This is a genomic window from Kitasatospora sp. NPDC127060 (assembly GCF_042724935.1).
Classification (GTDB): domain Bacteria; phylum Actinomycetota; class Actinomycetes; order Streptomycetales; family Streptomycetaceae; genus Kitasatospora.
The window spans coordinates 14,260-36,599 of sequence record NZ_JBHXEG010000018.1; the positions used below are offsets into that span (position 1 = coordinate 14,260).

A 22,340-nucleotide genomic window follows, 5' to 3' on the forward strand; every position below is an offset into this window, starting at 1 on the left:
CCAGCCGATTCTGGCAGCCCCGTGACAACTGTCAAGGCATCGGACAGGACGAGCTGCTCGCCGCCGATACATGGGATGTCTATGGGTGCTCGACGGAGCCACTGACCTGGCTCTGAGGCGGGTTTGATCAATATGAGGGCGAAATCTGACGAGCTGTCCCCTCCGTGGCGAGTTGGATGACCGCTCGGAACTCATAGGATGTTTGGCGGCCAGGAGGGCGTGATATCTCTACGAGGCATGCCCGCCGGACGTCGGGTGCGGCCGGGGCCGGCCGAGCCGACTGCCCCGTTCCCCTCCGGCCGAGGAGTCGGACCATCCGGAGATCCTCCTCGCGTCCGCCCGGCGGCCTGCGGATCTCCGAGACCGTCCTGGTCGGCGCCCGCGCTCCGCTCGATCAGCTCCACCCCACCCCCAGGGAGACTGCATGGCCACGATGAACCGGCGCTTCTTCCGCCGTTCGAAAGAAGCGGCAACGGACGAACCCGCGAACTCCCGGACCGCCCCCCAGGGCCGACCCCGTACCGGCCGCAGCCTTCGGCGGGCCGCCCGGCACGTGATCGCCGGCCTTGCGGCCACGGCCCTGGCCCTGTCGGGGCTGCTGACCGCCGGCGCGGCGCAGGCCGCGCCGACCACGCAGGCGACCCCGGCGGCATCCGCCACCGCCCAGTTCCACGGCGTGAACTGGGCCGACCCGGACGACAACTTCATCACCGGCCCCAACGTGCCCGTGGGCCTGTCGACTTCGGACGACTACTCGACCACCTACGCGAAGTCCACGGCGATCCTCAAGGGATTCCAGGCACTCGGCGCCAACACCGTCCGGCTGGGCTTCAACGCGGCGACCACGTCGGGCCCCTGGTGGAACAGCTACACGGCGGCACTGGACGCCGCCACCGCGCTGGGCATGAACGTGATCGTCGCGCCGTGGCTGCAGGGCGGGAAGGTCAGTGACGTCGCGTCCTTCAACCAGATGTGGGACACGGTCATCAACACGTACGGCTCGCGCGGCAACTTCTACTTCGACATCATGAACGAGCCCTACAACTACAGCGCCACCGACCTCACCGACTTCGAGGCCAACTGGCTCGCGCGCTACCCCGGCCTGCCCCGCGGCCACGTGATCGTGCCCGGCTTCTCGGCCGACCTCAACCTGTGCGCCGTCGGCTCCGACTCTCGGCTGGCCGGCACCCTGCTGTCGATCCACATCTACGGAATGTTCGGCGACAGCCACACCACCGAGGCCGACTGGGTCCAGGACTTCACCAACAACCTCTGCGGCCACGCCGACCGGGCCCTGCTGACCGAGTTCGGCGTCCCGATGAACACCGGCGTCAACTACAACGGTCCCAAGGACGGCATCAACGACCTGTCCTACCTCTACGCCGTCACCGACACCGTGCGCAGTCTCGGCATGGGCTCCGTGCTGTGGACGGGCGTCAAGGGGGCGGCCCAGACGCAGGGTCCGGGCCCGTGCGAGAACGCCTCGTGCGCCATCACCTCCCTGAACGGCAGCGGCACCAACCTCTCGCTGGCCGTCACCAACCAATCCGGCCTCGACCGGCTCCAGTGGGGCTGGGGCACCGGAACCAATCCGGGCGGCGGGGGCAGCGCCGGCACCGCGCTGCGCGGCAGTGGCTCCAGCCGCTGCCTGGACGTGCCGGGCGCGGCCACGACCAACGGCCTGCAGACCGAGATCTGGGACTGCACCGGCGGCAACAACCAGCAGTGGCCTCTGAACCCGGCCAAGGAACTGCGCGTGTACGGGAACAAGTGCCTGGACGCCAACGGCTCAGGGACCTCGCCCGGCACCAAGGCCATCATCTGGGACTGCACCGGCGGCAGCAACCAGCAGTGGAACGTCAACAGTGACGGCACCATCACCAGCGCCCTGTCCGGACTGTGTCTGGACGTCTCCGGCGGCTCCACCGCCAACGGCGCCCTCGTCCAGCTGTGGACCTGCAACGGCGGCAACAACCAGCAGTGGAGCCGGAAGTAGCAAGGGACGAAGCCGCGCCGGCGGCTCGATGAGCCCCCGGCGGCCCGGTTCTTCCGGGCCGCCGGGGGCTCGTTCGACGCGCCGTCAGCGGGGGCCGCTCGGAAGCCCGTGGGCGAGCTGGTCCAGCTGCTCGCCGGCCCCGCCGCGTCGTGCGGCTGCCTCGACGCCGAGCCCCTCGAACACGGCCCGGTCGGCGTGCCGCGCGGCCGCGCCGCCCGTCGACCCGGTGCCCGGCGGGCGGGCGCGACAGGTCATGCCTTGCCGGTCAGGCGCCAGATCTGGTTCCTCTTGTTGACCAGGTTGCCCGCCGGGTCGCAGGTCCACTGGTGGACGAGGGCGCCCGGGGTGGTGGAGACACCGCTGACGTCGACGCACTTGCCGCTGTGGACGGCCACGAGCTGGTAGTCCTGGCTGTTGCCGAGCGCGGTGACGGGCTGGAGGGTGAACATCTGGTTGGTGCCGCCGCTGCAGGTCCACTGGATGACGGCGGCGTCGTCGGCCGTGGAAGCGCCCGAGACGTCAAGGCACTTGCCGCTGCGCTCGTTGACGACGGTGTAGGTGTTCGCGCGCCCGGCGACCGGCTTGAGGTCGAGCATCTGCTGGTAGCCGCCCTCGCAGTTGTACTGCTGGTACTGGGTGCCGTCGGTGGTGCTGAGATTGGTGTCGTCCAGGCACTGGCCGCTGTGCTGTACGACGGCGACGGTGGAGATGGTGGCGTTGGACGGCGGCAGCAGGGTGACGGTGTAACCGTCCGTGGCGTCCGTCCAGGGCACGTTCACCGACGCCGAGTTGTTGCTCACGGTCAGGGTCTGGTCGGAGACCGTCACCGGTCCGGTCACCGCGCCGCCGCCGTTGTTCGGAATGCGCTGGACGATCGCGCGCACCCGGCCGTTCTCCACCACCGAGGTGGTGTCGAGGCGGTTGAGACCGACGGTGACGTTGCCGGTGTTGCCGTTGTCGCCCAGCAGGATCTTCGCGTTGCGCGCGGTGTTGTCCTTGGTCGCCAGCCCGTCGGTGTTGGTACCGGGCGTGAGGCTCACGATGTTTCCGGTCTGGGAGCCGTAGTACCGGTAGAGGAACCACTCGCCCTTCGGCAGGTACTGACCGGAGCCGTTCTTGGTGAGCAGGCCGGCCTCGTAGTCGTGCAGGCCGGGGCCCCCTCCCCAGTTGGAGCGCAGGCCGTCGGCGCCGGCCCGCTCCAAACGGCTGATGAACCAGCCGCCGCCACCGGGGTTCTGCTGCTCGAGCCCGGCGTACTCGTTGATCTGGTACGGGCGGGTGTTGGTCAGGCCCGCGGCGGCGAGGGTCGAGTTGGCGTTGCTGACGGCCAGGACCGGGTCGTGCGGGATGGCGTGCCAGCTGTAGATGTCGGGGGCGACGTTGTTGGCCTTGACGTAGCTCAGGAAGGTGGTCCACCAGGTGTTGGAGGAGCCGGGCGGGGTCGCGCTGCTGGGGCCGACGATGAGCTGCCCGGGGAGGTCGGCCCGCACGGCGGCGTGGAACCGCGACCACATCTGCAGGTACTGGCTCTGGGGCCGGCTCCAGAAGCCGTTCTGGTCCGGCTCGTTCCACAGGTCCCACTCCACCGTCATGTTGTTGGCCTTGACGTCGGAGATGAGCTGGTTGACGAAGTCGTCGAACTGCGTCCAGTTGCCGTTGTCGCCGGGAAAGGCCTGGTTGGTGGTGCCGTCGGCGCCCCACAGGTCGTGCGGCAGGATGACGAACGTGCCGCCGAGGGAGACGGTGCGCTTGTACTGGGCGAGGGTGGCGTTCCAGCGGGTCTGGTAGTCGGCGAGGCTGGTGGCGTAGCCGCCACCGTTGAGCTGCGCGCCGCCGGCCCGCTCGAAGTGCCACTTGATGTCCCGGTAGAAGTGGTCCGGCGGCAGCGACCCGTCGGGGGTCAGCCCGTAGATCGTGCCCGAGGCACGGTAGCCGGGGGCGCTCCCGGCGGTCGAGAAGTCGACGCTCACGCCGGTGTCGGCGGCGTGCGCGCTGGTGACGGGGACGACCCCGGCGGCCAGGGTGGTGAGCAGGGCGGCGAGGCTGACGGTCAGTCTGCGGCGGTGCGGCTGCATGGCGGCTCTCCCGACTGGTGGGGTGGGTTGGTTCCGGCGATCTGCCGGTGTCGCGCGCTCCGGCGGTCGTCGCTCCGGGGGGAGGTGCGCCTGGCGTGGTCCTCGGCGAGCAGGAGGCAGCTGCCGGCGGTCCAGGTGCGGGCGCGGTCGCGGTCGCGAAGTCCTTCCCCGGTGCGGACGTCGAGGTGCTCGGCGAAGCCGTTCTTCTCGCAGAGGGCGCGACGTCTCCACGGACGATGGAGAAGGAAGGGGCGCGCTGGGTGTCGACGCCGACGACCGATGGGCGGCAAGGGACCCCTGAGGCCCTGGAGGCTTCGGGCCCCGCAACGGCATCACTATGGTCACGTGTCGGCGCGGGCGTCAAGGCATCGCGCATCGATGGCGTCAACGCGCACATATGCCCGGCCCCGGCATCCAGGTGCTGGAGAACGCGGACACCGGAGCGGCGTGACCGTGGTGTCCGCCACCGGTGAGCGCCCCGCTCCGGGCCTTGGGGCGCCTCAGTCCTGACGTACCGTCATTCCAGGGGAACCGGCAGGAGCCGCACCAGTGCTGTGGCGCAGCGAGATCGGGGGGCTCATCAGGACGTGCTGGGTCGGCGTCGACGGATTGCCCATGATCTCGATGAGCAAGGACATGGCCCGGGCGGCCAACTGATCGCTCGGCATGTCTGCGGCCGTCAGTGGGGGGCGGAAGTCCTCCGCCCATTGGCTGGCGACGACGCCGGTGAGGGAGAAGTCCCGGGGGACCACCAATCCGGCTTCCTGCAAGGCGCGTTGGACTCCCGGAAGTGCAGCCTCGTTGATCGTGGCGAGCGCGGTGACCTCGGGATGGTCTTCGAGCAGGCCGGTGATGCACTTCTGGCCGGAGCGGGCGTCATCGCCGCACAGCAGCTCGGTCCCTTGGAGGCCGAGTTCGGTGATCGCTCGCTGGAAGCCGGCGCTGGCCCGGTGGCCCGGCGCGTAGCCGGCGGCGACGAGCTCGGGAGATCGGTTCAGCAGGGCGATGTGGCGGTGCCCCAGGTCTGCGAGGTGTCGAACGCAGTGGTCGATCAGCCCGGCGTAGTCGACATCGACCCAGAACATGCCCGGGTCGTCCGCCGGGTGGCCGATGCCGACGAACGGCATGCGCGCCTCACGCAGGCGGTCTACGCGGGCGTCCTCCAGGCGAATCTCCATGAGGATCACACCGTCCACGCGGCTCTCCGACACCAGCCGTTCGAAGGAGCGGTCGTGATCGCCGCCCGACGGGGAGAGCAGGACGTCGAGGTCCGCCTTCGCGGCCGCGTCGACAACGCTGCCCACGAAATCCAGCTGCATGTGGGTGAGGCGACTGCCGGCCGGCGGGATCACCAGGCCGATCGTGCGGGTGCGGCCTTCGGCGAGGGCACGGGCTGAGGCGTTCGGGCGGTAGCCCAGTTCGTCGATGACGGACTGGATGCGCTTGCGCGTGGCCTCGGAGACGGGCCGCTTGCCGCTCAGCGCGTAGGAGACCGTGCTGCGTGACACTCCCGCACGGCGTGCGATCTCGCCGATGTTCATTCCGCTCCCTTGTGGCCCTGTCGTGGCCGCCATCCTAAGGCGAGCGAACCGGTTCGACTACACATGGCGAAACACATCCGGGCCATCCGTGTCCACCCCTGCGGTGAGACCCGGGGCATGACGGGCAGTGCCAGATGGCAAGCCGCGCAGGCCTCTTGACGACAGCCGTAGGGCGGCCTAGGTTCCCAGTCGAACCGGTTCGCGCAACCGGTTCGACATCTCCGCGTAACGCATCCAGAGCCTCCGCTCGCTTCTTCTGACCCCGCGACGCCGCAGGTCGGAAAGGGACAACGCGCCATGAACAGAACTGCCTCTCGCAGACTCGCACTCGCCTCTCTGGCCGTAGCGATCGTCGTCACCGGCGCCTCGGCCTGCAGCGGATCCTCCGGGACGTCCGCCGGCTCGTCGGGCTCGGCTTCGGGGACCTACACGATCTGGGACCCCTACCCGCAGTTCGACGCCGGCTCCGACTGGGCGAAGCTGCTGAACACCTGCGGCACGCAGGCCGGTGTGACGGTCAAGCGCACCGCGTTCGACACGACCGACCTGACCAACAAGGCACTGCTGGCGGCGCAGCAGGGCAACTCGCCGGACGTGCTGATCGTCGACAACCCGGTCGTGTCCACGCTGGCCGAGGCCGGCGTGCTCACCGCCACCGACGAGAACAAGATCGACACCTCGCAGGCCCTGCCCAACCTGCTGGGCGCAGGTCAGAGCGGCGGCAAGACGTACGGGACGCCGATCGGTGCGAACACGCTGGCCCTGTACTACAACAAGAGCGTCCTCCAGGCCGCCGGAGTCGACGTGGCGAGCATCAAGGACTGGGCCTCGCTCAACGCCGCCCTGGAGAAGGTGAAGGCCGCGGGCAAGAAGGGGATCACCTTCTCCGCCATCGGCACCGAGGAGGGCAGCTTCCAGTTCCTGCCCTGGTACTGGGGCTCCGGTGCGCGGCTGACCGACGTCGCCTCGGACCAGGCCGTGTCCGCCGTGTCGCTGTGGCAGAACTGGCTCAAGAGCGGCTACGCGCCCAACTCGGTCATCAACAACACCCAGACGACCAGTTGGCAGGAGTTCGCCACCGGGCAGTTCGCCTTCGCCGAGAACGGCACGTGGCAGCTCGCGAACGCGAAGAAGGCCGGCTTCGACTACGGGATCCTGCCGATCCCCACCATGAACGGCGGCACCGCCGCAGCACCCACCGGCGGCGAGTTCGTCACGGTGCCGGTGCAGAGCGACAAGGGCCGCTACGGCACCAGCGCCAAGCTGGTGTCCTGTCTGACCAGCGCGGAGAACCTGGTGGCCACCGACGCGACGCTGTCCTACGTGGCTCCGACCAAGGCCGCGCAGGACAAGCAGGTCGCCGCCAACCCGGACCTGGCGGTGTGGGTGCAGGCGGTCAGCGCTGCCAAGGGCCGTACCAGCGACAACCTGGGCACGAAGTACCCCGAGATCTCCGAGCAGTTGTGGGGTGCCGTGCAGTCCTCGTTGACCGGTGCGAAGTCGCCGAAGGACGCCCTCAGCGCGGCCCAGGCCGCGGCCACCAAGTAAGAGCCTCCGGCTCTCATCCGGCAACCCCGGGCTCCGGCGCCGCCGCGCGGGCCCGTCCACAAAGGACCTCTCGCTGATGACCGACACCACGCAGATGGCGGCAGCTCCGCCCGCGCGGGCCCGACGGGGGGCGGCGACCACCGTACCCGCACCGGCTGCCTCCGCCGGGAGGGCCCCGGGGGGCAAGCCGCGCTCGCAGCAATGGACCGCCTGGGGGTTCCTGGCCCCGGTAGTGATCTACCTGGCCGTCTTCTACGCCTACCCGCTGTACCGCAACATCGACCTGTCCCTGCACAACTACACCGTGCGGTCGTTCGTGCAGGGCGGCGCCCCGTTCACCGGGCTGCGGAACTACAGCGACGTCGTCCAGGACCCGACGTTCTGGCCGGCACTGACGCACACGGTGATCTTCACCGGCGTCTCGCTGTTCTTCCAGTACTCGATCGGGCTCGCGCTCGCGGTGTTCTTCGTCAAGCACTTCCCGCTGTCGTCCACCCTGCGGGCGCTGTTCCTGGTCCCGTGGCTGCTGCCGCTGATCGTGTCGGCATCCACCTGGTCGTGGATGCTGAACAGCGACTCCGGTGTCGTCAACGCGGTGCTGCACACGCTCGGCGTCGGCCCGGTCAACTGGTTGACATCGCCCTCCTGGTCGCTGGCGTCGGTCATCGTCGCCAACATCTGGATCGGCGTCCCGTTCAACCTGGTCGTGCTCTACAGCGGGCTGCAGACCATCCCCGATTCGCTGTACGAGGCCGCGGCCCTGGACGGCGCCAACGCCTGGCAGCGCTTCTGGCGCATCACCTTCCCCCTGCTGCGCCCGGTGTCAGCGATCACGCTGCTGCTGGGCCTGGTCTACACGCTGAAGGTCTTCGACATCATCTGGATCATGACGAAGGGCGGTCCCAACGACTCGTCCACCACCTTCGCCACCTGGTCCTACCGCCTCGGCTTCGGGAACCTGCTGCCCCATTTCGGCCCGGGCTCCGCCGTCGGCAACCTCCTGGTCCTGATCGCCCTGGTCTTCGGCCTGTTGTACGTCCGCGTCCAGCGAAAGCAGAACGCATCATGAGCTCCGCAACCGCCCCGGGCCCGCGCCCCGCCGACGCCGCGGCGTCCCGCCGCCCCCGCAACCGCGCGTGGTGGAGGACCGCCCTGGGCGTCCTGTTCACCGCGGCCATGCTCTTCCCGGTCTACTGGATGGTCAACGTCTCGCTGACCCAGGACCGGAACATGCGCAAGGCCACCCCGGACCTGCTGCCGATCCACGGGACGCTCGAGGGGTACCGGCTGGTCCTGGGCCAGCAACTCCCTTACCTGGCAACGAGCCTGTTCATCGGTCTGGGCACCGTGGCACTGACCGTCGCCCTGGCCGCGCCCGCCGGGTACGCCCTGGCGAAGCTTCGGCCCCGCGGCGGCGGCCTGGTGTCGTTCCTGATGCTCGTGGCCCAGATGGTGCCCGGAGTCATCATGGCGATGGGTTTCTACGGCATCTATGTGAACCTCGGGTTCATGGAGTCCGTGCCCGGCCTGATCGTGGCCGACTCCACCCTCGCGGTGCCGTTCGGCGTGCTGATCTTCACCGCGTTCATGTCCGGGATTCCCGGGGAACTCGTGCAGGCCGCCCAGATCGACGGTGCCGGGCCCGTGCGCACGTTCCTGTCGATCGTGCTGCCGATGAGCCGGAACGCCGTCGTCACCGTGTCCCTCTTCGCGTTCCTGTGGTCCTGGTCGGACTTCGTCTTCGCGAGCACGCTCGACAACGGCGGGCCCAACCAGCCGATCACGCTCGGCATCTACCACTACATCGGCAACAACAACCAGCAGTGGAACGCGATCATGGCGACCGCCGTCGTGGCCTCGATCCCCGCCGCCCTGATCCTCGTCCTCGCCCAGCGCTACATCGCCGCGGGCGTCACCTCCGGAGCGGTCAAGGACTGACCGCCCGATGCCGCACACCCGACATCCGACCAAGAAGTGAGCTCTGCCTTGACCGACATCGCCCACGGCCCGGCGTTCGCCCTTGAGGACATACCGTTCAGTCACTACGGGTCCTGGTTCAACCTGTCACCGGTCACCGCACTGCACACCCGCACCCGTGACCTGCACCTGGTCTCCCACAAGAACGGCATGCACGCCGTCCTGCGCCTGCTGCCCCTCGTACCCGGCACCGGGAACCGAGCGCCGGCCGCCTGGCACCCCACGCCCGGTCTCCTCACCGTGGCCGCCGCGGAAGGCCGTGTCGAGTTCGCCTACGAGAGCGCCAGCGCCCTTCGGGTGCGCGGCCGGAACCTGTCCCTCGCCATCACCCCCGCTGAGGGGAAGCTGACCCCGTTCACGGGCACGTACCTCTACCGCGACCCGGTCGACGGCTCCTACCAGTTCAGTTCCTACGAAACCGGACGCCGCTACCGCATCACCCTCCTGTCCGGCGCCTTCGCCGATACCGCCGGCGCCGAAGGGCTCGCCGACGCCGACCGGCGCCTGACGCTCCGCGGTGCGCCCGAATGGGAGGCCGTGATCGAGGAAACGGACAGCGCCCGCACCCCCTACGCCACCGGCGACGACTTCGACACGGTCACCGACCGCGCGCGGGCGGCCTTCCGCTCCTTCACGCGGGATCTGGCCGCCCCCCTCACCGACACCGCTCCCTCCGCCGACCTCGCCGCCTACGTCCTGTGGTCCGCCACCGTCTGCCCCGAAGGCTTCCTGAAGCGCCCCGGCATCCTGATGTCGAAGCACTGGATGGACAAGGTCTGGAGCTGGGACCACTGCTTCAACGCCCTGGCGGTCGCCCCTGCCTCCCCTGAACTCGCCTGGGACCAGTTCCAGTTGCCGTTCGACCACCAGGACGAGCGAGGGGCCCTGCCGGACTCGGTCACGCACTCCGAAGTCCTCTACAACTTCGTCAAGCCGCCCATCCACGGCTGGGCCCTGCGCCGCCTGCGCGAGCGCCTGCCACAACCGCTGACCAGCCGGCAACTCACCGTCGCGTACGAGCGCTTGAGGAACTGGACCCGGTTCTGGCTGGATGCCCGCCGCGCCCCTGGCTCGGCTCTGCCGCACTACCACCACGGCAACGACAGCGGTTGGGACAACGCGACCACCTTCGACTCCCGCCGTCTGGTCGAGGCACCCGATCTGGCCTCGTTCCTCGTCCTGCAGCTCAAGGAGCTCGCCAGGATGGCCGGCGAGCTCGACCGCGTGGAGGAAGCCGACGAGTTCACCGCCCTCGCCGACACCGTCCTCGCCGCCCTGCTCGACCAGCTGTGGGACGGCGATCAGTTCCTCGCCCGCTCACCGCACACCGGCACCACCACCCACAGCCGCAGCCTGCTGGACCTGATGCCGATCGTGCTCGGGGAGCACCTGCCGCAGTCCATCGGCGCCAAGCTCGCCGACCGCATCCGCGGCCACCTCACCGACCACGGCCTGGCCACCGAACACCCCGACTCCCCCTGCTACGAGGAGGACGGCTACTGGCGCGGCCCGATCTGGGCACCGTCGACCGTCCTGATCGAGGACGGACTCCGTCGAGCCGGCCACGCCGACCTCGCCGACGAGGTCAGCGCCCGCTTCCGTTCGCTGTGCGAGACCTCCGGCTTCGCCGAGAACTTCGACGCCCTCACCGGCGCCGGACTGCGCGACCGCGCCTACACCTGGACCGCCGCCGCGTACCTCCTCCTGGCGGAAGCCCACACCCGTCGCCGCGCGCCGGACCCGTCGACCGTCTTCTGAGCGTGGTGGTGTCCGGTCGGGGAGTCCGGGCGATACCGCCCGGTCGGAAGAGGGGATCCTCGCCCCCTCGGCGCCGCGCTGCGAACGGGCGGCCGCTAGCCGAACAGGCGCCGCTGGATCTCCCGGCGGTAGTCCTCCAGCGTCCGGTCGAGGTGTGCTGCCGTGGCCGTGGCGGCCTCGTCGGGCCGGCCGTCACGGATGGCCCGGTAGATCGCCTCGTGCTCCTCGACCGCCGCCTGGGTCCCTTCGCTGAGCACGTCGTGGATGCCGATGGCACTGGACTGGCGCTGCAGCCTGCGGGCGTCCCGCACGGCGCTGAGCAGGAAGGTGTTGTGAGCGGCAGTGGCCACGGCCGTGTGGAAGTCGTCGTCCGCCTGGTTGAAGACGTCGACCTGGCCGTGGGAGGCCCCGTGCCGGCACTGCTGCATGGCGACCTCGATGGTGCGCAGTTCGGCGGGTGTGGCCCGGGTGGCCGCGAGACTGCTGGCGGCCATCTCCTGGACCTTGCGGAACTCGAACAGCATCAGGACGTGGTCCAGGTCGACGGGACGGAAGAAACCGCCCCAGCGGCTGGTGATGAGCATGCCCTCGTCGTCCGCGACGAACAGGCCGCGCCCCTTGTGCGCCCGGACGCGGCCGAGCGCGGAGAGGATCTTCACGGCCTCCCGGACCACGGCCCTGCTGGTGTTCAGCGTCTTGGCCAGATCGTGTTCCGTGGGGAGCCGGTCGCCCGCCACCAGGCGTGCCTCGGCGATGTACTCGAGGATCTGCTCCGACACGATCTCGTATCCCGGCCGGTAGTCCCGCCGCTCCTCGCCCGGACCGGTCTGCCCCGCCCCGGGGACGGGGGAGGCCTGCGCGGGCAGCGCGGTCTGAGGCGTGGGCGTGTCGTTCATCTGTCCTGCCTTCGGGGTGGGGCGCGAGGCGAGGCTGCGCGTCGGCGAGCTGTCCCAGCTTACCGTAGGAGGCAATGAGTCCTACTCATTCCATCGAGCTTCATGGCGCGAATCGACCCACAAAAGCAGACAGGTACCTAAAAAAGCATCACAATCGCCGTGCAGAGCCCGGTAGGCGGTCCGAAATCAGTCTGAATAAGACTGTGTGAACTCTTGACGACCCACTCGATAGGGCGGCTAATGGTCTCCCAGGGCAGCAGCGGAACGGCGGCCCTTCGGTATCCGACGCCGGACCGGGACGGTCCCGCGTCGCCCTCCCCCCACCTCCCGATCAGTTCGGGGCCTCTGCAGTGGAGTCGATGATGACCGTCAACAAGCCTCCGGTCGGCCGGGAAGCAGTGTCCGGCAAGAGACGAGCGGTGATGCTCGCCGCCTGCGCGGCGACCCTGGTGATGACCGCGGCCGCCTGTAGCAGTGGTGGCTCCTCCGGAAAGACCACCAGGGACGGCTTCGCCCAGGCGGCGCAGTCCGACGGCACACTGACCGTCTGGGTCGACGCGACCAGGCTGGCCGCCGCGAAGCAGTACCAGGCGCTGCACCCGGAGGTGAAGCTGGACATCGTCTCCTACGACGGAGACGCCAACGGCTCGAACTACCTCCAGACCAAGGTCCAGTTGTTCAACCGGACCGGCAAGGGCTGGCCCGACGTCGTGTTCAGCTCCCAGAACAACGAGGCGACCTGGGCGGTCGACGCCGGCTTCGCGGCACCGCTCGACAAGGGCCTGATCCCGGCGGACACCCTGAACGGCTTCGCCAAGGGCGCCAACGACGTCTGTACGGTCAACGGCACCGTCTACTGCCTGCGCAACGACCTCTCGCAGACCGTGCTCTGGTACAACGCGCCGCTGATGCAGCAGTTCGGCTACACCGTCCCGAAGACCTGGGAGGAGTACCGGACGCTGGGCGAGAAGGTGGCCGCTGAACACCCCGGCTACCTGGTGGGCGACGCCGGGGACTCCTTCGCCCCCGAGATCTACCTCTGGGCGAGCAAGTGCGGGGCCAACCACATCACCGGCCCCAAGGCGGTCTCGGTGAACACCACCGGCGAGGACTGCACCAGGATGGCCACGCTCCTGGACGGCCTGATCAAGAACAAGTCCATGTCCGTCAGCGGGGTCTTCAGCACCGACTTCGCCAAGAACGAGGCCGACAAGGTCCTGCTCATGCCCGGCCCGGCGTGGTTCGGCGGTGCGGTGTTCCGGGACACGCTCAAGGTGCCGGAGAAGACGATCGGCGTGGCCCCGATGCCCCAGTGGCAGGGCGACACCGAGCCGGCCACCGGCAACGTCGGCGGCGGCACCTGGCTGGTGTCGCAGCATTCCACCCACCTCAGGGCGGCCACCGACTTCCTCAAGTGGGTCACCACCGACAACGCCTACCAGGCCCAGAAGTCCCCGGGCTTCCCGGCCTACGCGCCCGCCGCCGAGGAGTGGCTCAAGGCGCAGGCGGCCGCCGGGTACTACGCCGGTGACCTCGGCGCCCTCAAGGACGCCTCCTCCCAGGTGTGGTCGGGCTGGGGCTCCGGCCAGTTCAGCCAGGAAGCGGTCTGGGCCGCCACGGTCAAGCCCGGTCTGACCCAGGGGCAGACCGTCACCTCCCTGCTGCCCGCCTGGCAGGACTCGATCGTCAAGCACGCCCAGTCGTTCGGATACAAGGTCTCGCAGTGACCCTCGACTCCTCCTCGGTCGGCTCCCGCCGGCGCCGCGGCGGCGCCCGCGGGAGCCGGGCCGGCCTGGCCTTCGTCGCCGGCTACGCGCTGCTGCTGGTCGCCTTCGGCGTCCTGCCGACCGGCTACGCGATCTACTTCGCCTTCACCGACGCCGGGGGTTCGTTCACCGGGCTCGCCAACTTCGTCTCCACGGCGCAGGACTTCCGCTTCGTGGACGCGATCGGCCACGTGGCGCTCTACCTGCTGTTCTGGCTGGTCTCGCTGGTGGTGTTCGTGGTGGGGCTGGCGTTGCTGCTGCACCGCCTCTCCTCGGGGCCGATCAGTCGCACGCTCCGCTTCCTCTACTACATCCCCGGGGCGCTCGCGGGCGCCGCGAGCGTGCTGGTGTGGCTGTTCATGCTCGATCCGACGGTGAGTCCGGTCAGGTCGCTGCTGGGCCTGCTGGGCTTCGACACCTTCGGCGAGGTCATCGCGCCCGGCAACCTCCCGGTGCTGTTCACCGCGATCGCCTTCTGGACCGGGGCCGGCGGCTGGATCGTCGTCATGTACGGCGCGCTCAACAACATCCCGCACGACGTCCTGGAAGCCGCGCGGATCGACGGCGCGGGCGCCTGGCAGACCGCCCGGCACGTGCAGATCCCCATGCTCCGCAAGTGGATCGTCTACATGGTGATCCTGGCCTTCGCGGGCGGCGCGCAGCTCTTCGTCGAGCCGCAGCTGCTCTCCCTCGCCAGTGTGGGCGTGGCCGGGCGCGACTACTCGCTCAACCAGCTGACCTACGACTTCGCCTTCCAGATGAACAACGTCAACGGCGCGGCGGCGGTCTCGATGGAGCTCCTGGTCGTCAGCGTGACGGCCGCCGGCTTCTTCGTCGCACGGTCGGGATTCTTCGATGCCGACTGAGACCCCTGCCACCGCGGTCGCCGCCGCACCACGCGAGGAACGGGAGCCAAGTGCCATGACCCGAGCTCCACGCCGGGCGTCCCGGCGGAGGCGCCGGCCCGTACGGAACGCGTCGTACCGGCTGCTGACCGGCTCCGTCCTCGCGGTCTTCGCCGCGTTCTTCGTGCTGCCGGTGCTCTGGCTCGTCCTCGCGGCGACCAAGACCGACCAGCAACTGGTCCACGACAACCCGCTCTCCTTCGGCTCCTGGGACGCCCTCCTGGCCAACTGGGACGCCCTGAGGGGCTTCCAGGACGGCGCGATCCTGCAGTGGCTCGGCAACTCCGCCCTGTACGCGGTGATCTCCCTGGCCATCACCCTCTGCGTGTCGGTGCCGGCGGGGTACGCGCTGGCCATGACCGAGTTCCGCGGCCGGCGCCTGCTGCTGGTCTCGACCCTGGTCGTGATGCTGATGCCGAGCGCCACCCTGGTCGTGCCGCTGTTCCTGGAGGTCAACGCGGCGCACCTGATCGGCACCATGTGGTCGATCATCCTGCCGTACGCGTTCTACCCGTTCGGCGTGTACCTCACGTACATCTACTTCACCACCGCCGTGCCGAAGGACCTGCTGGCGGCCGCACGGATGGACGGCTGCTCGGAACTCGGCGTCTTCCGCCACATCGCCCTGCCGCTGGCGACGCCGGTCATCGCGCTCGTGGGCTTCTTCAGCTTCGTCGCCAACTGGACCAACTACTTCCTGCCGTACGTGATGCTGCCCCAGGACGACCAGATGCCGGTCCAGGTCGGCGTCGGCAACCTGCTCAGCAGCGTGCCGCAGTTCAACCCGACCGCCGGTTCGCTCGCCGTCGAGCGGCCGCAGCTGGCCCTCGCGACCCTGGTCGCCATCACCCCGGTCCTGGTGGTCTTCCTCTTCGCCCAGCGCTTCCTGGTCAGCGGGATGCTCGCCGGAGCCACCAAGGAATGACACCCGTGCCGTCACCCCGATCGGAGATCCTCCCCATGTCCCTCAGCTCCACCGACCCATCCCCGGGCGAGGACGCCACGGGTTCCCCGGCCGAGATCCGGGCCTCGGTGCCGCTGCTCGAACCGCCCGGCTGGGCGCTGGCGCAGCGCGAGCTGTTCGACCTGCTCGACCACGGCTGGCGCCGCTTCGCCCGCGAGTTCACCGGCCCCGACGGCCGGCTGAACTACAACGGCCGGCTGACCACCCGTGACGGTGTGGACGACTTCTACGAGGTCTTCTTCAACTGGCCGCAGCTGTACCTGCTGGGCGGGGCCGACGACCTCCTGGACGCCAGCGGCAGGCACTGGGAGGGCGTCACCGCGCACCTCACCGAACTGGGCATGCTCCGGGGCGAGTACGAGCGCGGCTACGACTGGTTCCACCAGGGCGAGAGCCTGCTGCTGCTCTACTTCCTGTGCATGGCCGACCCCGACCGCTGGTCCGAGCGCGCCCTGCGCTTCGCCGAGCTGTACGTCGACCCGGCCCACGGCAACTACGACCCCGCGCACCGCATCATCACCCGCCCGCACAACGGCAGCGACCCGGACCGCCGCGGCGTGAGCGACGGCGACGTCTACCCCTGGCTGCAGAAGGAAGCGGACACGTACGGCTACCCGCTCGAATGGCTCCCCGAGGCGCAGGACGGCCCGTACCCGCTCTCGGCGGACCCTCGGCTCGGCGCCCGGATGCGCGAGCGGATCGGCGTCGGCGACACCGCGGTCAACCTCGCCGCGGCCGGCCTGGTCCTCAACGCCTGGGTGCTGACCGGCGAGCAGCGCTACCGCGACTGGATCGTCGAGTACGTCGGGGCCTGGCGGGAGCGCACTGAGGCGAACGGCGGACTCATCCCGGACAACGTCAGCCCGGACGGTGCCGTCGGCGGCCTGCTCGAAGGACGCTGGTACGGCGGCCACTACGGCTGGTCCTGGCCGCACGGCTGGCACAGTGTGGGCCACGCGGCCTGCGTGGCGGCGCTGGCCGCCGCGGTGAGCACCGGGGAGGACGACTACCTCTCGATGGTCGGGACCTCGCTCGACGACATCATCTCCCGGGCCAAGCTGATGCCCTTCACCGAGGCGGACTCCAGCCTCCGGTCCAAGTGGACGGTCGAACTCGCCTCGGACACCGACAAGCCGACGCTCCACCTCCCGTTCCGGCACAACGACTCGGGCTGGTTCGACTACAACCCGGTCACCCTGCCGGTGCCGATGGCGCTGTGGCACCACACCGCCTCCGAGGTCGACCGCGCCCGGATAGAGCGGCTACGCGAGGCGGACGGCCTCGACTGGAGCACCGTGCGGCCGTTCCGCGCCAAGGAGGAGTCCGGGCACGAGAAGGCGTGGTTCGCCTTCCTCGCCGGTGACGACCCGGACTACCCCGAGCGGATCCTCGCCGCCGCCCAGGCGCAGGTGCGCCACCGCCTGCGGCGGATGGAGCGCTACCGCGACCTGGCGGTGGAGGAGGCCGACATCCACGTGTGGCAGCAGTGCAACCCGGTCGCCACCGAGGCCCTCGTCCAGCTGACCTGGGGCGGCCCCCAGGTGCTCTACAACGGCGGCCTCCAGCAGGCCCGACTGCGCTACCACGACGCCCAGGTTCGGCGGGCGGGGCTGCCGCAGGACGTGGCCGCCCTGGTCACCTCCATCGATCCCGAGGCGACCACTGTCGAGCTGGTGAACCTCTCGCCAGACAAAGATCGGACGATTATCATTCAGGCGGGCGCATTCGCCGAGCACACGATCGCCTCGGCCCGGTACACGACCTGTACGGACGAGGGCTGGATCGGCGACATGTACGACTACGGCCACACCGAGCCGGTGGTCGGCGAGTCGGAGACGGTTTGCGACAGTGCCTACCTGACGGTGCGGTTGCCCGCGTCCACCCGGATCCGGATGACGCTCCGGCTGGAGCTCCGCACCCGCACCCCCAGCTATCGTTCGCCGTTCGATGCCTCGGCCTGCGCGAACGTCGAAACATCGGAGGAATTCTCATGAAGCGCTTCGCCCAGACCATCAGGCTTCGGCCCGAGCACCGGGAGGAGTACCTGAAACTCCACTCCGCCGTCTGGCCCGGGGTCGAGGCGGCGCTGCACCGGGCGAAGATCCGCAACTACAGCATCCACCTCCACGACGACGTGCTGTTCGCGTACTTCGAGTACCACGGCGAGCACTTCGAGGCCGACATCGCGGAGCTGGAGGCCGACCCGGTGACCCAGGAGTGGTGGAAGCTCACCGACCCCTGCCAGGAGCCCTTCCCCGACCGTGGAGACTCCCGCCAGTGGACCGACCTCACCGAGGTCTGGCACCTGAGCGAACCCGGCGGCCACACCGCCGACTGAGCCGCCCACACCGGACCCACCCCCACCGGAGCCCCCGTGACCACCAGCCGGCCCCCCGCGCTCATCGACGCCCACCACCACCTGTGGGACCTCGTCCAGCGCCCGCAACCCTGGCTCGACGAGCCCGACCTGACGTCGATCCGCCGCACGTTCACCCCCGGCGACCTGCGCGCCACCGCCACCGGCACGGTGGCGGGCCGCCGGCTCGACCGCACGGTGGTCGTGCAGTGCGTCCCGGACGTCCCGGAGACCGAGGACCTGCTCGAACTCGCCGCCCGGGAACCGCTGATCGCGGCCGTGGTCGGCTGGGCGGACCTCACGTCCCCCTCCGTGGGCGACGAGATCGACCGGCTGCTCGCCGGCCCGGGCGGCGGCCACCTCCGCTCCCTGCGCCACCTGGTCCAGGGGGAAACGGACCCCGAGTGGCTGCAACGCCCCGAGGTCGAAGCCGGGTTGGCGGCGGTGCGGGACCGCGGTCTCGGCTACGACGTGCTCGTCCGCAGCCACCAGCTCGACCAGGCGAGCCGACTGGCCGAGCGCCTCCCGGACCTGCCGCTGGTGCTCGACCACGCGGGCAAGCCGGACATCGCCCGCGGCGAACTGGGGGAGTGGGAGCAGCGGTTGCGGCGGCTCGCCGCGCACCAGCAGGTGGTCTGCAAGGTGTCGGGACTGATCACCGAGGCCGACCACCAGGCCTGGACCACCGCCGACATCCGGCCGGTCTGGGACGTCCTGCTGAGCGCCTTCGGCGCCGACCGGCTGATGTTCGGCTCGGACTGGCCGGTGGCGATCCTCGCGGGCGGCTGGAACCGCTGGGCCGAAACCGTGGACGAACTGCTCGACGGCTGCTCCGCCGACGAGACCTCGGCGATCCTCGCAGGCACCGCGACCGCCTTCTACCGCCTCACCGCCCACTCGTAACCCGAACCGACGAGACCTTTGGGATCACCATGACGCTTGCCGTTCGATACACGGCCGCCCGCACACTGGACACGGCCCCGGTCGAGCCCGCCGAGCCCGGCCCCGGAGAGGTCCTGCTGGCGCCCGCCTACGTGGGGATCTGCGGCACCGACCTCCACATCTTCCACGGCGACATGGACGCCCGCGTCGCCGCGCCGGCCGTCCTGGGCCACGAGATGTCCGGCCGGGTGGTGGAGGTCGGCTCCGGCGTCGACGGCTGGCGGCCCGGCGACGCGGTGACGGTGATGCCGCTGCGCTGGGACAGCACCTGCTCGGCCTGCCTGAGCGGCTATCAGCACGTCTGCCAAAAGCTGGACTTCATCGGCATCGACTCGCCGGGTGCGATGCAGCAGCGCTGGACGGTCCCCGCCTCCACGCTGATCCGCCTGCCCGGCTCGCTCCCGCTGGACCGGGCCGCGCTGGTGGAGCCCACCGCGGTGGCCGTGCACGACGTCGGGCGGGCCGAGGTGCGGGCCGGTGAGCGGGTCGTCGTCGTGGGCGGCGGTCCGGTCGGGATCCTGATCGCGCTGGTGGCGCGGGCGGCCGGGGCCGAGGTGCGGGTGGTGGAGCTGAGCGCCCACCGGCGCAAGCTCGCCGAGGAGTTGGGGTTCGCGGCCTGGGACCCGGCCGCCGAGGACGTGCCGGAGGCCGTGCGGCAGTGGTCCGGGGACGCGGGCGCGGACGTCGCCTTCGAGGTGTCCGGCGCGGCGGCCGGGGTCGACACCGCGGTCGAAGTACTCGGGGTGCGGGGCCGGCTGTGCCTGGTGGCGATCCACCCCCGCCCCCGCGAGGTGAACCTGCACCGCTTCTTCTGGCGCGAACTCACCCTGGTGGGAGCCCGGTTGTACGACCGCTCCGACTTCGAGCGGGCGGTGGCGCTGGTCGCCGACGGCACGATCCCGGCCGAGCGGCTGATCAGCAAGGTGGTGCCGCTGACCGAGGCCCCCGCGGCCTTCGAGGCCCTGGAGGGCGGCGGCGACGTGATGAAGATCCTCGTGGACTGCACCGACGGCACCGACTGCACCGAGGGAGCGACCGCATGAGCGAGCGGAGCGAGCTCACCGACAAGAGGGGTGCCTTCGACCTGACCGGCAGGCTCGCCGTCGTCACGGGCGCCCGGCGCGGCATCGGCCGGGCCATCGCCCGCGCCCTCGCCGAGGCCGGCGCGGACGTCATCGGTGTCAGCGCCAACCTGGAGGAGAGCGGCAGCGACGTCGAGAAGGACGTCCTGGCCGCGGGCCGCTCCTTCGAGGCGGTCCGCGTCGACTTCGCCGACCCGGACGCGGTGCGGGCCCTGGGCGCGGACCTCGCCGGACGCGAGCGGCCGGTGGACATCCTGGTCAACAACGCGGGCACCATCCGTCGCGCGCCGGCCGCCGAACACCCGGACGCCGACTGGGACCTGGTGCTCCAGGTCAACCTGAGTGCGCAGTTCGCGCTGTCCCGCGCGGTGGGCGCGGTGATGGTGGCCCGCGGCCGGGGGAAGATCATCTTCACGGCGTCGCTGCTCAGCTTCCAGGGCGGCATCACCGTGCCCGGCTACACCGCCGCCAAGCACGGCATCGCCGGTCTGACCAAGGCCCTGGCCAACGAGTGGGCCGGCTGCGGCGTGAACGTCAACGCGATCGCGCCCGGCTACATCGCCACCGACAACACCCAGGCGCTCCAGGACGATCCGGTGCGCAGCACGGCGATCCTGGAGCGGATCCCGGCCGGTCGCTGGGGCCGGGCCGAGGACCTGGCGGGCGCCACCGTGTTCCTGGCCTCGGACGCCGCCGCCTACGTCCACGGCACCGTCCTGCCAGTCGACGGCGGATGGCTGGGCCGATGAGCACCGACCTCGCCGCCGTCCTGGACGGCGCCCGCGTCATGCCGGTGCTGGCCGTGCGCGACCCGGCCACCGCCGGCCCGCTGGCCGACGCGCTCGCCGCCGGCGGCGCCCGGTGTGCCGAGGTCACCTTCCGCACCCCGGCCGCCGAGCGGGTGCTCAAGGCGATGGCCGGGCACGGCGGCCTGGCCGTCGGCGCCGGCACGGTGCTCACCGCCGAGCAGGCGCACCGTGCGGTGGCGGCCGGGGCCCGGTTCGTCGTCTCGCCCGGATACGACGAGGAAGTCATCGACGCCTGCCGGGAACTGGCAGTTCCGGTGGTGCCCGGCATCGCGACCGCCACCGAGCTGATGCGCGCCCTGCGGGCCGGACTCGACACCGTCAAGCTCTTCCCCGCCGAGGCCAGTGGCGGCCTGCGCACGCTCCGCGCCCTCGCGGCCCCGTTCCCGTCGGCGCGCTTCGTGCCGACCGGCGGGATCGGCCCCGCCCGGCTGGCCGCCTACCTCGCCGACCCCGCGGTCCTCGCCGTCGGCGGCAGCTGGCTGGCGACGCCCGCACACCTGGACGCCGGCGCCTACGCGGAGATCCGGCGCCTGACGGCCGAGGCCGTGGAGGTGGCTGCCCCGTGACCGACGTGGTGGCCCTCGGCGAGGTCATGCTGCGCCTCGACCCGGGGGAGGGGCGGATCAGCACTGCCCGCTCGTTCCGGGTCTGGGAGGGCGGCGGCGAGTACAACGTCGTGCGCGGGCTGCGCCGCTGCTTCGGCCTGCGCACCGCCGTCGTCACCGCCCTCGCCGACAACCAGGTGGGGCGGCTGGTCGAGGACCTCATCCTCCAGGGCGGAGTCGACACCTCCCTGATCCGCTGGGTGCCCGACGACGGTATCGGCCGCGGCGCGCGCAACGGCCTGAACTTCGTCGAGCGCGGCTTCGGCATCCGCGGCGCCCTCGGCGTCAGCGACCGCGCGGGCACCGCGGTTTCGCAGCTGCGCAAGGGCGACGTCGACTGGGACGCGGTCCTCTCCTCGGGCCCGCGCTGGTTCCACACCGGCGGAATCTTCGCCGGCCTCTCGGACACCACCGCGGACGTCGCGGAGGAGGCCATGACGGCCGCCCGCCGCCACGGCGTCACCGTCTCCTACGATCCCAACTACCGTCCCAGCCTGTGGGCCGGGCGCGGCGGACCGGAGCGGGCCCGGGAGACGGACCTGCGCCTGGCCCGGCACGCCGACGTCATCGTCGGCGCCCTGGGCATGGCGGGCAGCCACCCCGGCGCCGAGCGCTTCGGCCCCGACGAGGTGCCGGACGCGCTCGCCTCGGTGGCAGCCCTGCTCCCCGGAGCGCGGGTGCTGGCGACGACCCTGCGCGAGGTCCCCTCGGCCGGGGTCAACGACTGGTCCTCGGCCGCCTGGTCCGCCGAAACGGGTTACACCGTCGGCCCCTCGATGCCGGGACTGCACGTCCTGGACCGCATCGGCTCCGGTGACGGCTTCGCGGCCGGCCTGATCCACGGCCTGCTCGCCGGGGCCCCGCTGGCGCGCGCCCTGGCGTACGGCACGGCCCTGGGTGCCCTCGCGATGACGACTCCCGGCGACGTGGTGATGGCCTCGCTCGCCGAGGTCGAGGCCCTGATGGCGGGAGCGTCCGCCGCCGTCCGCCGCTGAGCGGCGTCTCGGCCGGTACCGGCAGGCAGCAGCCCTGGTGCCTCCGGAAGACCGGCTCGCGGCGGCCCCCGCGCCCACCGTCCTCGGCGGACGGTCGGCGCGGGGGCCGCTCTGCGTTGCAGGAC

At 70.7% G+C, this 22,340-nt stretch carries 19 protein-coding genes; 15 read left to right on the forward strand and 4 right to left on the reverse strand.

Features of this window, described 5'->3' with window-relative positions; genetic code table 11:
- Positions 1–424: 424 nt before the first annotated feature.
- A complete protein-coding gene (locus ACFWIS_RS13250; protein ID WP_380463968.1) occupies positions 425–1,996 on the forward strand; it encodes a ricin-type beta-trefoil lectin domain protein in 1,572 nt (523 codons plus the stop codon).
- An 84-nt stretch (positions 1,997–2,080) separates the two neighbouring features.
- Here ACFWIS_RS13250 and ACFWIS_RS13255 read toward each other — a convergent pair whose 3' ends face one another.
- From ACFWIS_RS13255 to ACFWIS_RS13265, 3 genes are all read right to left on the reverse strand, one after another.
- Positions 2,081–2,251: a hypothetical protein gene (locus ACFWIS_RS13255; protein ID WP_380453480.1), complete on the reverse strand. Its 171-nt coding sequence runs from the start codon at positions 2,249–2,251 to the stop codon at positions 2,081–2,083.
- Positions 2,248–4,071 (reverse strand): RICIN domain-containing protein, encoded by a 1,824-nt coding sequence (locus ACFWIS_RS13260; RefSeq protein ID WP_380453482.1) that lies wholly within the window; start codon positions 4,069–4,071, stop codon positions 2,248–2,250. The genes ACFWIS_RS13255 and ACFWIS_RS13260 overlap by 4 nt, the downstream gene beginning before the upstream one ends.
- A 500-nt stretch (positions 4,072–4,571) precedes the next feature.
- Positions 4,572–5,612 carry a LacI family DNA-binding transcriptional regulator gene (locus tag ACFWIS_RS13265; protein ID WP_380453484.1) on the reverse strand — a complete coding sequence of 347 codons (1,041 nt, stop codon included), beginning with the start codon at positions 5,610–5,612 and terminating at the stop codon, positions 4,572–4,574.
- A 297-nt stretch (positions 5,613–5,909) separates the two neighbouring features.
- Here ACFWIS_RS13265 and ACFWIS_RS13270 point away from each other — a divergent pair, with 297 nt between their 5' ends.
- The 4 genes from ACFWIS_RS13270 (at position 5,910) to ACFWIS_RS13285 (ending at position 10,895) form a co-directional block, all read left to right on the forward strand.
- Entirely contained in the window at positions 5,910–7,160 is a 1,251-nt protein-coding gene (locus ACFWIS_RS13270; protein ID WP_380453486.1) for an extracellular solute-binding protein, read from the forward strand.
- A 76-nt stretch (positions 7,161–7,236) separates the two neighbouring features.
- Positions 7,237–8,229 (forward strand): carbohydrate ABC transporter permease, encoded by a 993-nt coding sequence (locus ACFWIS_RS13275; protein WP_380453489.1) that lies wholly within the window; start codon positions 7,237–7,239, stop codon positions 8,227–8,229.
- 107 nt (positions 8,230–8,336) lie between these two features.
- Positions 8,337–9,098 (forward strand): carbohydrate ABC transporter permease, encoded by a 762-nt coding sequence (locus ACFWIS_RS13280; protein ID WP_380453623.1) that lies wholly within the window; start codon positions 8,337–8,339, stop codon positions 9,096–9,098.
- 48 nt (positions 9,099–9,146) lie between these two features.
- On the forward strand, positions 9,147–10,895 hold the full coding sequence (locus tag ACFWIS_RS13285) for an amylo-alpha-1,6-glucosidase (RefSeq protein WP_380453492.1): 1,749 nt from the start codon (positions 9,147–9,149) through the stop codon (positions 10,893–10,895).
- A 95-nt stretch (positions 10,896–10,990) separates the two neighbouring features.
- Here ACFWIS_RS13285 and ACFWIS_RS13290 read toward each other — a convergent pair whose 3' ends face one another.
- The gene (locus ACFWIS_RS13290) at positions 10,991–11,791 is read right to left on the reverse strand and encodes a FadR/GntR family transcriptional regulator (RefSeq protein WP_380453494.1); all 801 of its coding nucleotides are present in this window, start codon (positions 11,789–11,791) and stop codon (positions 10,991–10,993) included.
- Positions 11,792–12,153: 362 nt separating this feature from the next.
- Here ACFWIS_RS13290 and ACFWIS_RS13295 point away from each other — a divergent pair, with 362 nt between their 5' ends.
- From ACFWIS_RS13295 to ACFWIS_RS13340, 10 genes are read left to right on the forward strand one after another with little or no spacing between them, the layout of a single operon-like run.
- Positions 12,154–13,518 (forward strand): ABC transporter substrate-binding protein, encoded by a 1,365-nt coding sequence (locus ACFWIS_RS13295; RefSeq protein WP_380453496.1) that lies wholly within the window; start codon positions 12,154–12,156, stop codon positions 13,516–13,518.
- Complete coding sequence (locus tag ACFWIS_RS13300) at positions 13,515–14,423, forward strand: carbohydrate ABC transporter permease (RefSeq protein WP_380453499.1); 909 nt, start codon at positions 13,515–13,517, stop codon at positions 14,421–14,423. The genes ACFWIS_RS13295 and ACFWIS_RS13300 overlap by 4 nt, the downstream gene beginning before the upstream one ends.
- Positions 14,424–14,478: 55 nt before the next feature.
- The gene (locus ACFWIS_RS13305; protein WP_380453501.1) at positions 14,479–15,387 is read left to right on the forward strand and encodes a carbohydrate ABC transporter permease; all 909 of its coding nucleotides are present in this window, start codon (positions 14,479–14,481) and stop codon (positions 15,385–15,387) included.
- Between the two features lie 35 nt (positions 15,388–15,422).
- The gene (locus ACFWIS_RS13310; protein WP_380453503.1) at positions 15,423–17,420 is read left to right on the forward strand and encodes a hypothetical protein; all 1,998 of its coding nucleotides are present in this window, start codon (positions 15,423–15,425) and stop codon (positions 17,418–17,420) included.
- Positions 17,417–17,764 (forward strand): L-rhamnose mutarotase, encoded by a 348-nt coding sequence (locus tag ACFWIS_RS13315; RefSeq protein ID WP_380453506.1) that lies wholly within the window; start codon positions 17,417–17,419, stop codon positions 17,762–17,764. The genes ACFWIS_RS13310 and ACFWIS_RS13315 overlap by 4 nt, the downstream gene beginning before the upstream one ends.
- 36 nt (positions 17,765–17,800) lie before the next feature.
- Positions 17,801–18,685: an amidohydrolase family protein gene (locus ACFWIS_RS13320; RefSeq protein ID WP_380453508.1), complete on the forward strand. Its 885-nt coding sequence runs from the start codon at positions 17,801–17,803 to the stop codon at positions 18,683–18,685.
- Positions 18,686–18,714: 29 nt separating this feature from the next.
- Positions 18,715–19,767, forward strand: a complete 1,053-nt coding sequence (locus ACFWIS_RS13325) for a zinc-binding dehydrogenase (protein ID WP_380453510.1) — start codon at positions 18,715–18,717, stop codon at positions 19,765–19,767.
- Positions 19,764–20,555 carry an SDR family oxidoreductase gene (locus ACFWIS_RS13330; RefSeq protein ID WP_380453512.1) on the forward strand — a complete coding sequence of 264 codons (792 nt, stop codon included), beginning with the start codon at positions 19,764–19,766 and terminating at the stop codon, positions 20,553–20,555. The genes ACFWIS_RS13325 and ACFWIS_RS13330 overlap by 4 nt, the downstream gene beginning before the upstream one ends.
- On the forward strand, positions 20,552–21,181 hold the full coding sequence (locus ACFWIS_RS13335) for a bifunctional 4-hydroxy-2-oxoglutarate aldolase/2-dehydro-3-deoxy-phosphogluconate aldolase (RefSeq protein WP_380453514.1): 630 nt from the start codon (positions 20,552–20,554) through the stop codon (positions 21,179–21,181). Before ACFWIS_RS13330 ends, ACFWIS_RS13335 begins: the two co-directional genes overlap by 4 nt.
- A complete protein-coding gene (locus ACFWIS_RS13340; protein ID WP_380453517.1) occupies positions 21,178–22,215 on the forward strand; it encodes a PfkB family carbohydrate kinase in 1,038 nt (345 codons plus the stop codon). Before ACFWIS_RS13335 ends, ACFWIS_RS13340 begins: the two co-directional genes overlap by 4 nt.
- The last annotated feature ends 125 nt before the right edge of the window (positions 22,216–22,340 follow it).

What these genes read in the sequence shown, in the direction of transcription:
- ACFWIS_RS13250 (WP_380463968.1), top strand. Translation starts at nt 425, where the DNA reads ATGGCCACGATGAACCGGCGCTTCTTCCGCCGTTCGAAAGAAGCGGCA.
- ACFWIS_RS13255 (WP_380453480.1), bottom strand. Translation starts at nt 2,251, where the DNA reads ATGACCTGTCGCGCCCGCCCGCCGGGCACCGGGTCGACGGGCGGCGCG.
- ACFWIS_RS13260 (WP_380453482.1), bottom strand. Translation starts at nt 4,071, where the DNA reads ATGCAGCCGCACCGCCGCAGACTGACCGTCAGCCTCGCCGCCCTGCTC.
- ACFWIS_RS13265 (WP_380453484.1), bottom strand. Translation starts at nt 5,612, where the DNA reads ATGAACATCGGCGAGATCGCACGCCGTGCGGGAGTGTCACGCAGCACG.
- ACFWIS_RS13270 (WP_380453486.1), top strand. Translation starts at nt 5,910, where the DNA reads ATGAACAGAACTGCCTCTCGCAGACTCGCACTCGCCTCTCTGGCCGTA.
- ACFWIS_RS13275 (WP_380453489.1), top strand. Translation starts at nt 7,237, where the DNA reads ATGACCGACACCACGCAGATGGCGGCAGCTCCGCCCGCGCGGGCCCGA.
- ACFWIS_RS13280 (WP_380453623.1), top strand. Translation starts at nt 8,337, where the DNA reads ATGCTCTTCCCGGTCTACTGGATGGTCAACGTCTCGCTGACCCAGGAC.
- ACFWIS_RS13290 (WP_380453494.1), bottom strand. Translation starts at nt 11,791, where the DNA reads ATGAACGACACGCCCACGCCTCAGACCGCGCTGCCCGCGCAGGCCTCC.
- ACFWIS_RS13295 (WP_380453496.1), top strand. Translation starts at nt 12,154, where the DNA reads ATGACCGTCAACAAGCCTCCGGTCGGCCGGGAAGCAGTGTCCGGCAAG.
- ACFWIS_RS13305 (WP_380453501.1), top strand. Translation starts at nt 14,479, where the DNA reads ATGACCCGAGCTCCACGCCGGGCGTCCCGGCGGAGGCGCCGGCCCGTA.
- ACFWIS_RS13310 (WP_380453503.1), top strand. Translation starts at nt 15,423, where the DNA reads ATGTCCCTCAGCTCCACCGACCCATCCCCGGGCGAGGACGCCACGGGT.
- ACFWIS_RS13315 (WP_380453506.1), top strand. Translation starts at nt 17,417, where the DNA reads ATGAAGCGCTTCGCCCAGACCATCAGGCTTCGGCCCGAGCACCGGGAG.
- ACFWIS_RS13325 (WP_380453510.1), top strand. Translation starts at nt 18,715, where the DNA reads ATGACGCTTGCCGTTCGATACACGGCCGCCCGCACACTGGACACGGCC.
- ACFWIS_RS13330 (WP_380453512.1), top strand. Translation starts at nt 19,764, where the DNA reads ATGAGCGAGCGGAGCGAGCTCACCGACAAGAGGGGTGCCTTCGACCTG.
- ACFWIS_RS13335 (WP_380453514.1), top strand. Translation starts at nt 20,552, where the DNA reads ATGAGCACCGACCTCGCCGCCGTCCTGGACGGCGCCCGCGTCATGCCG.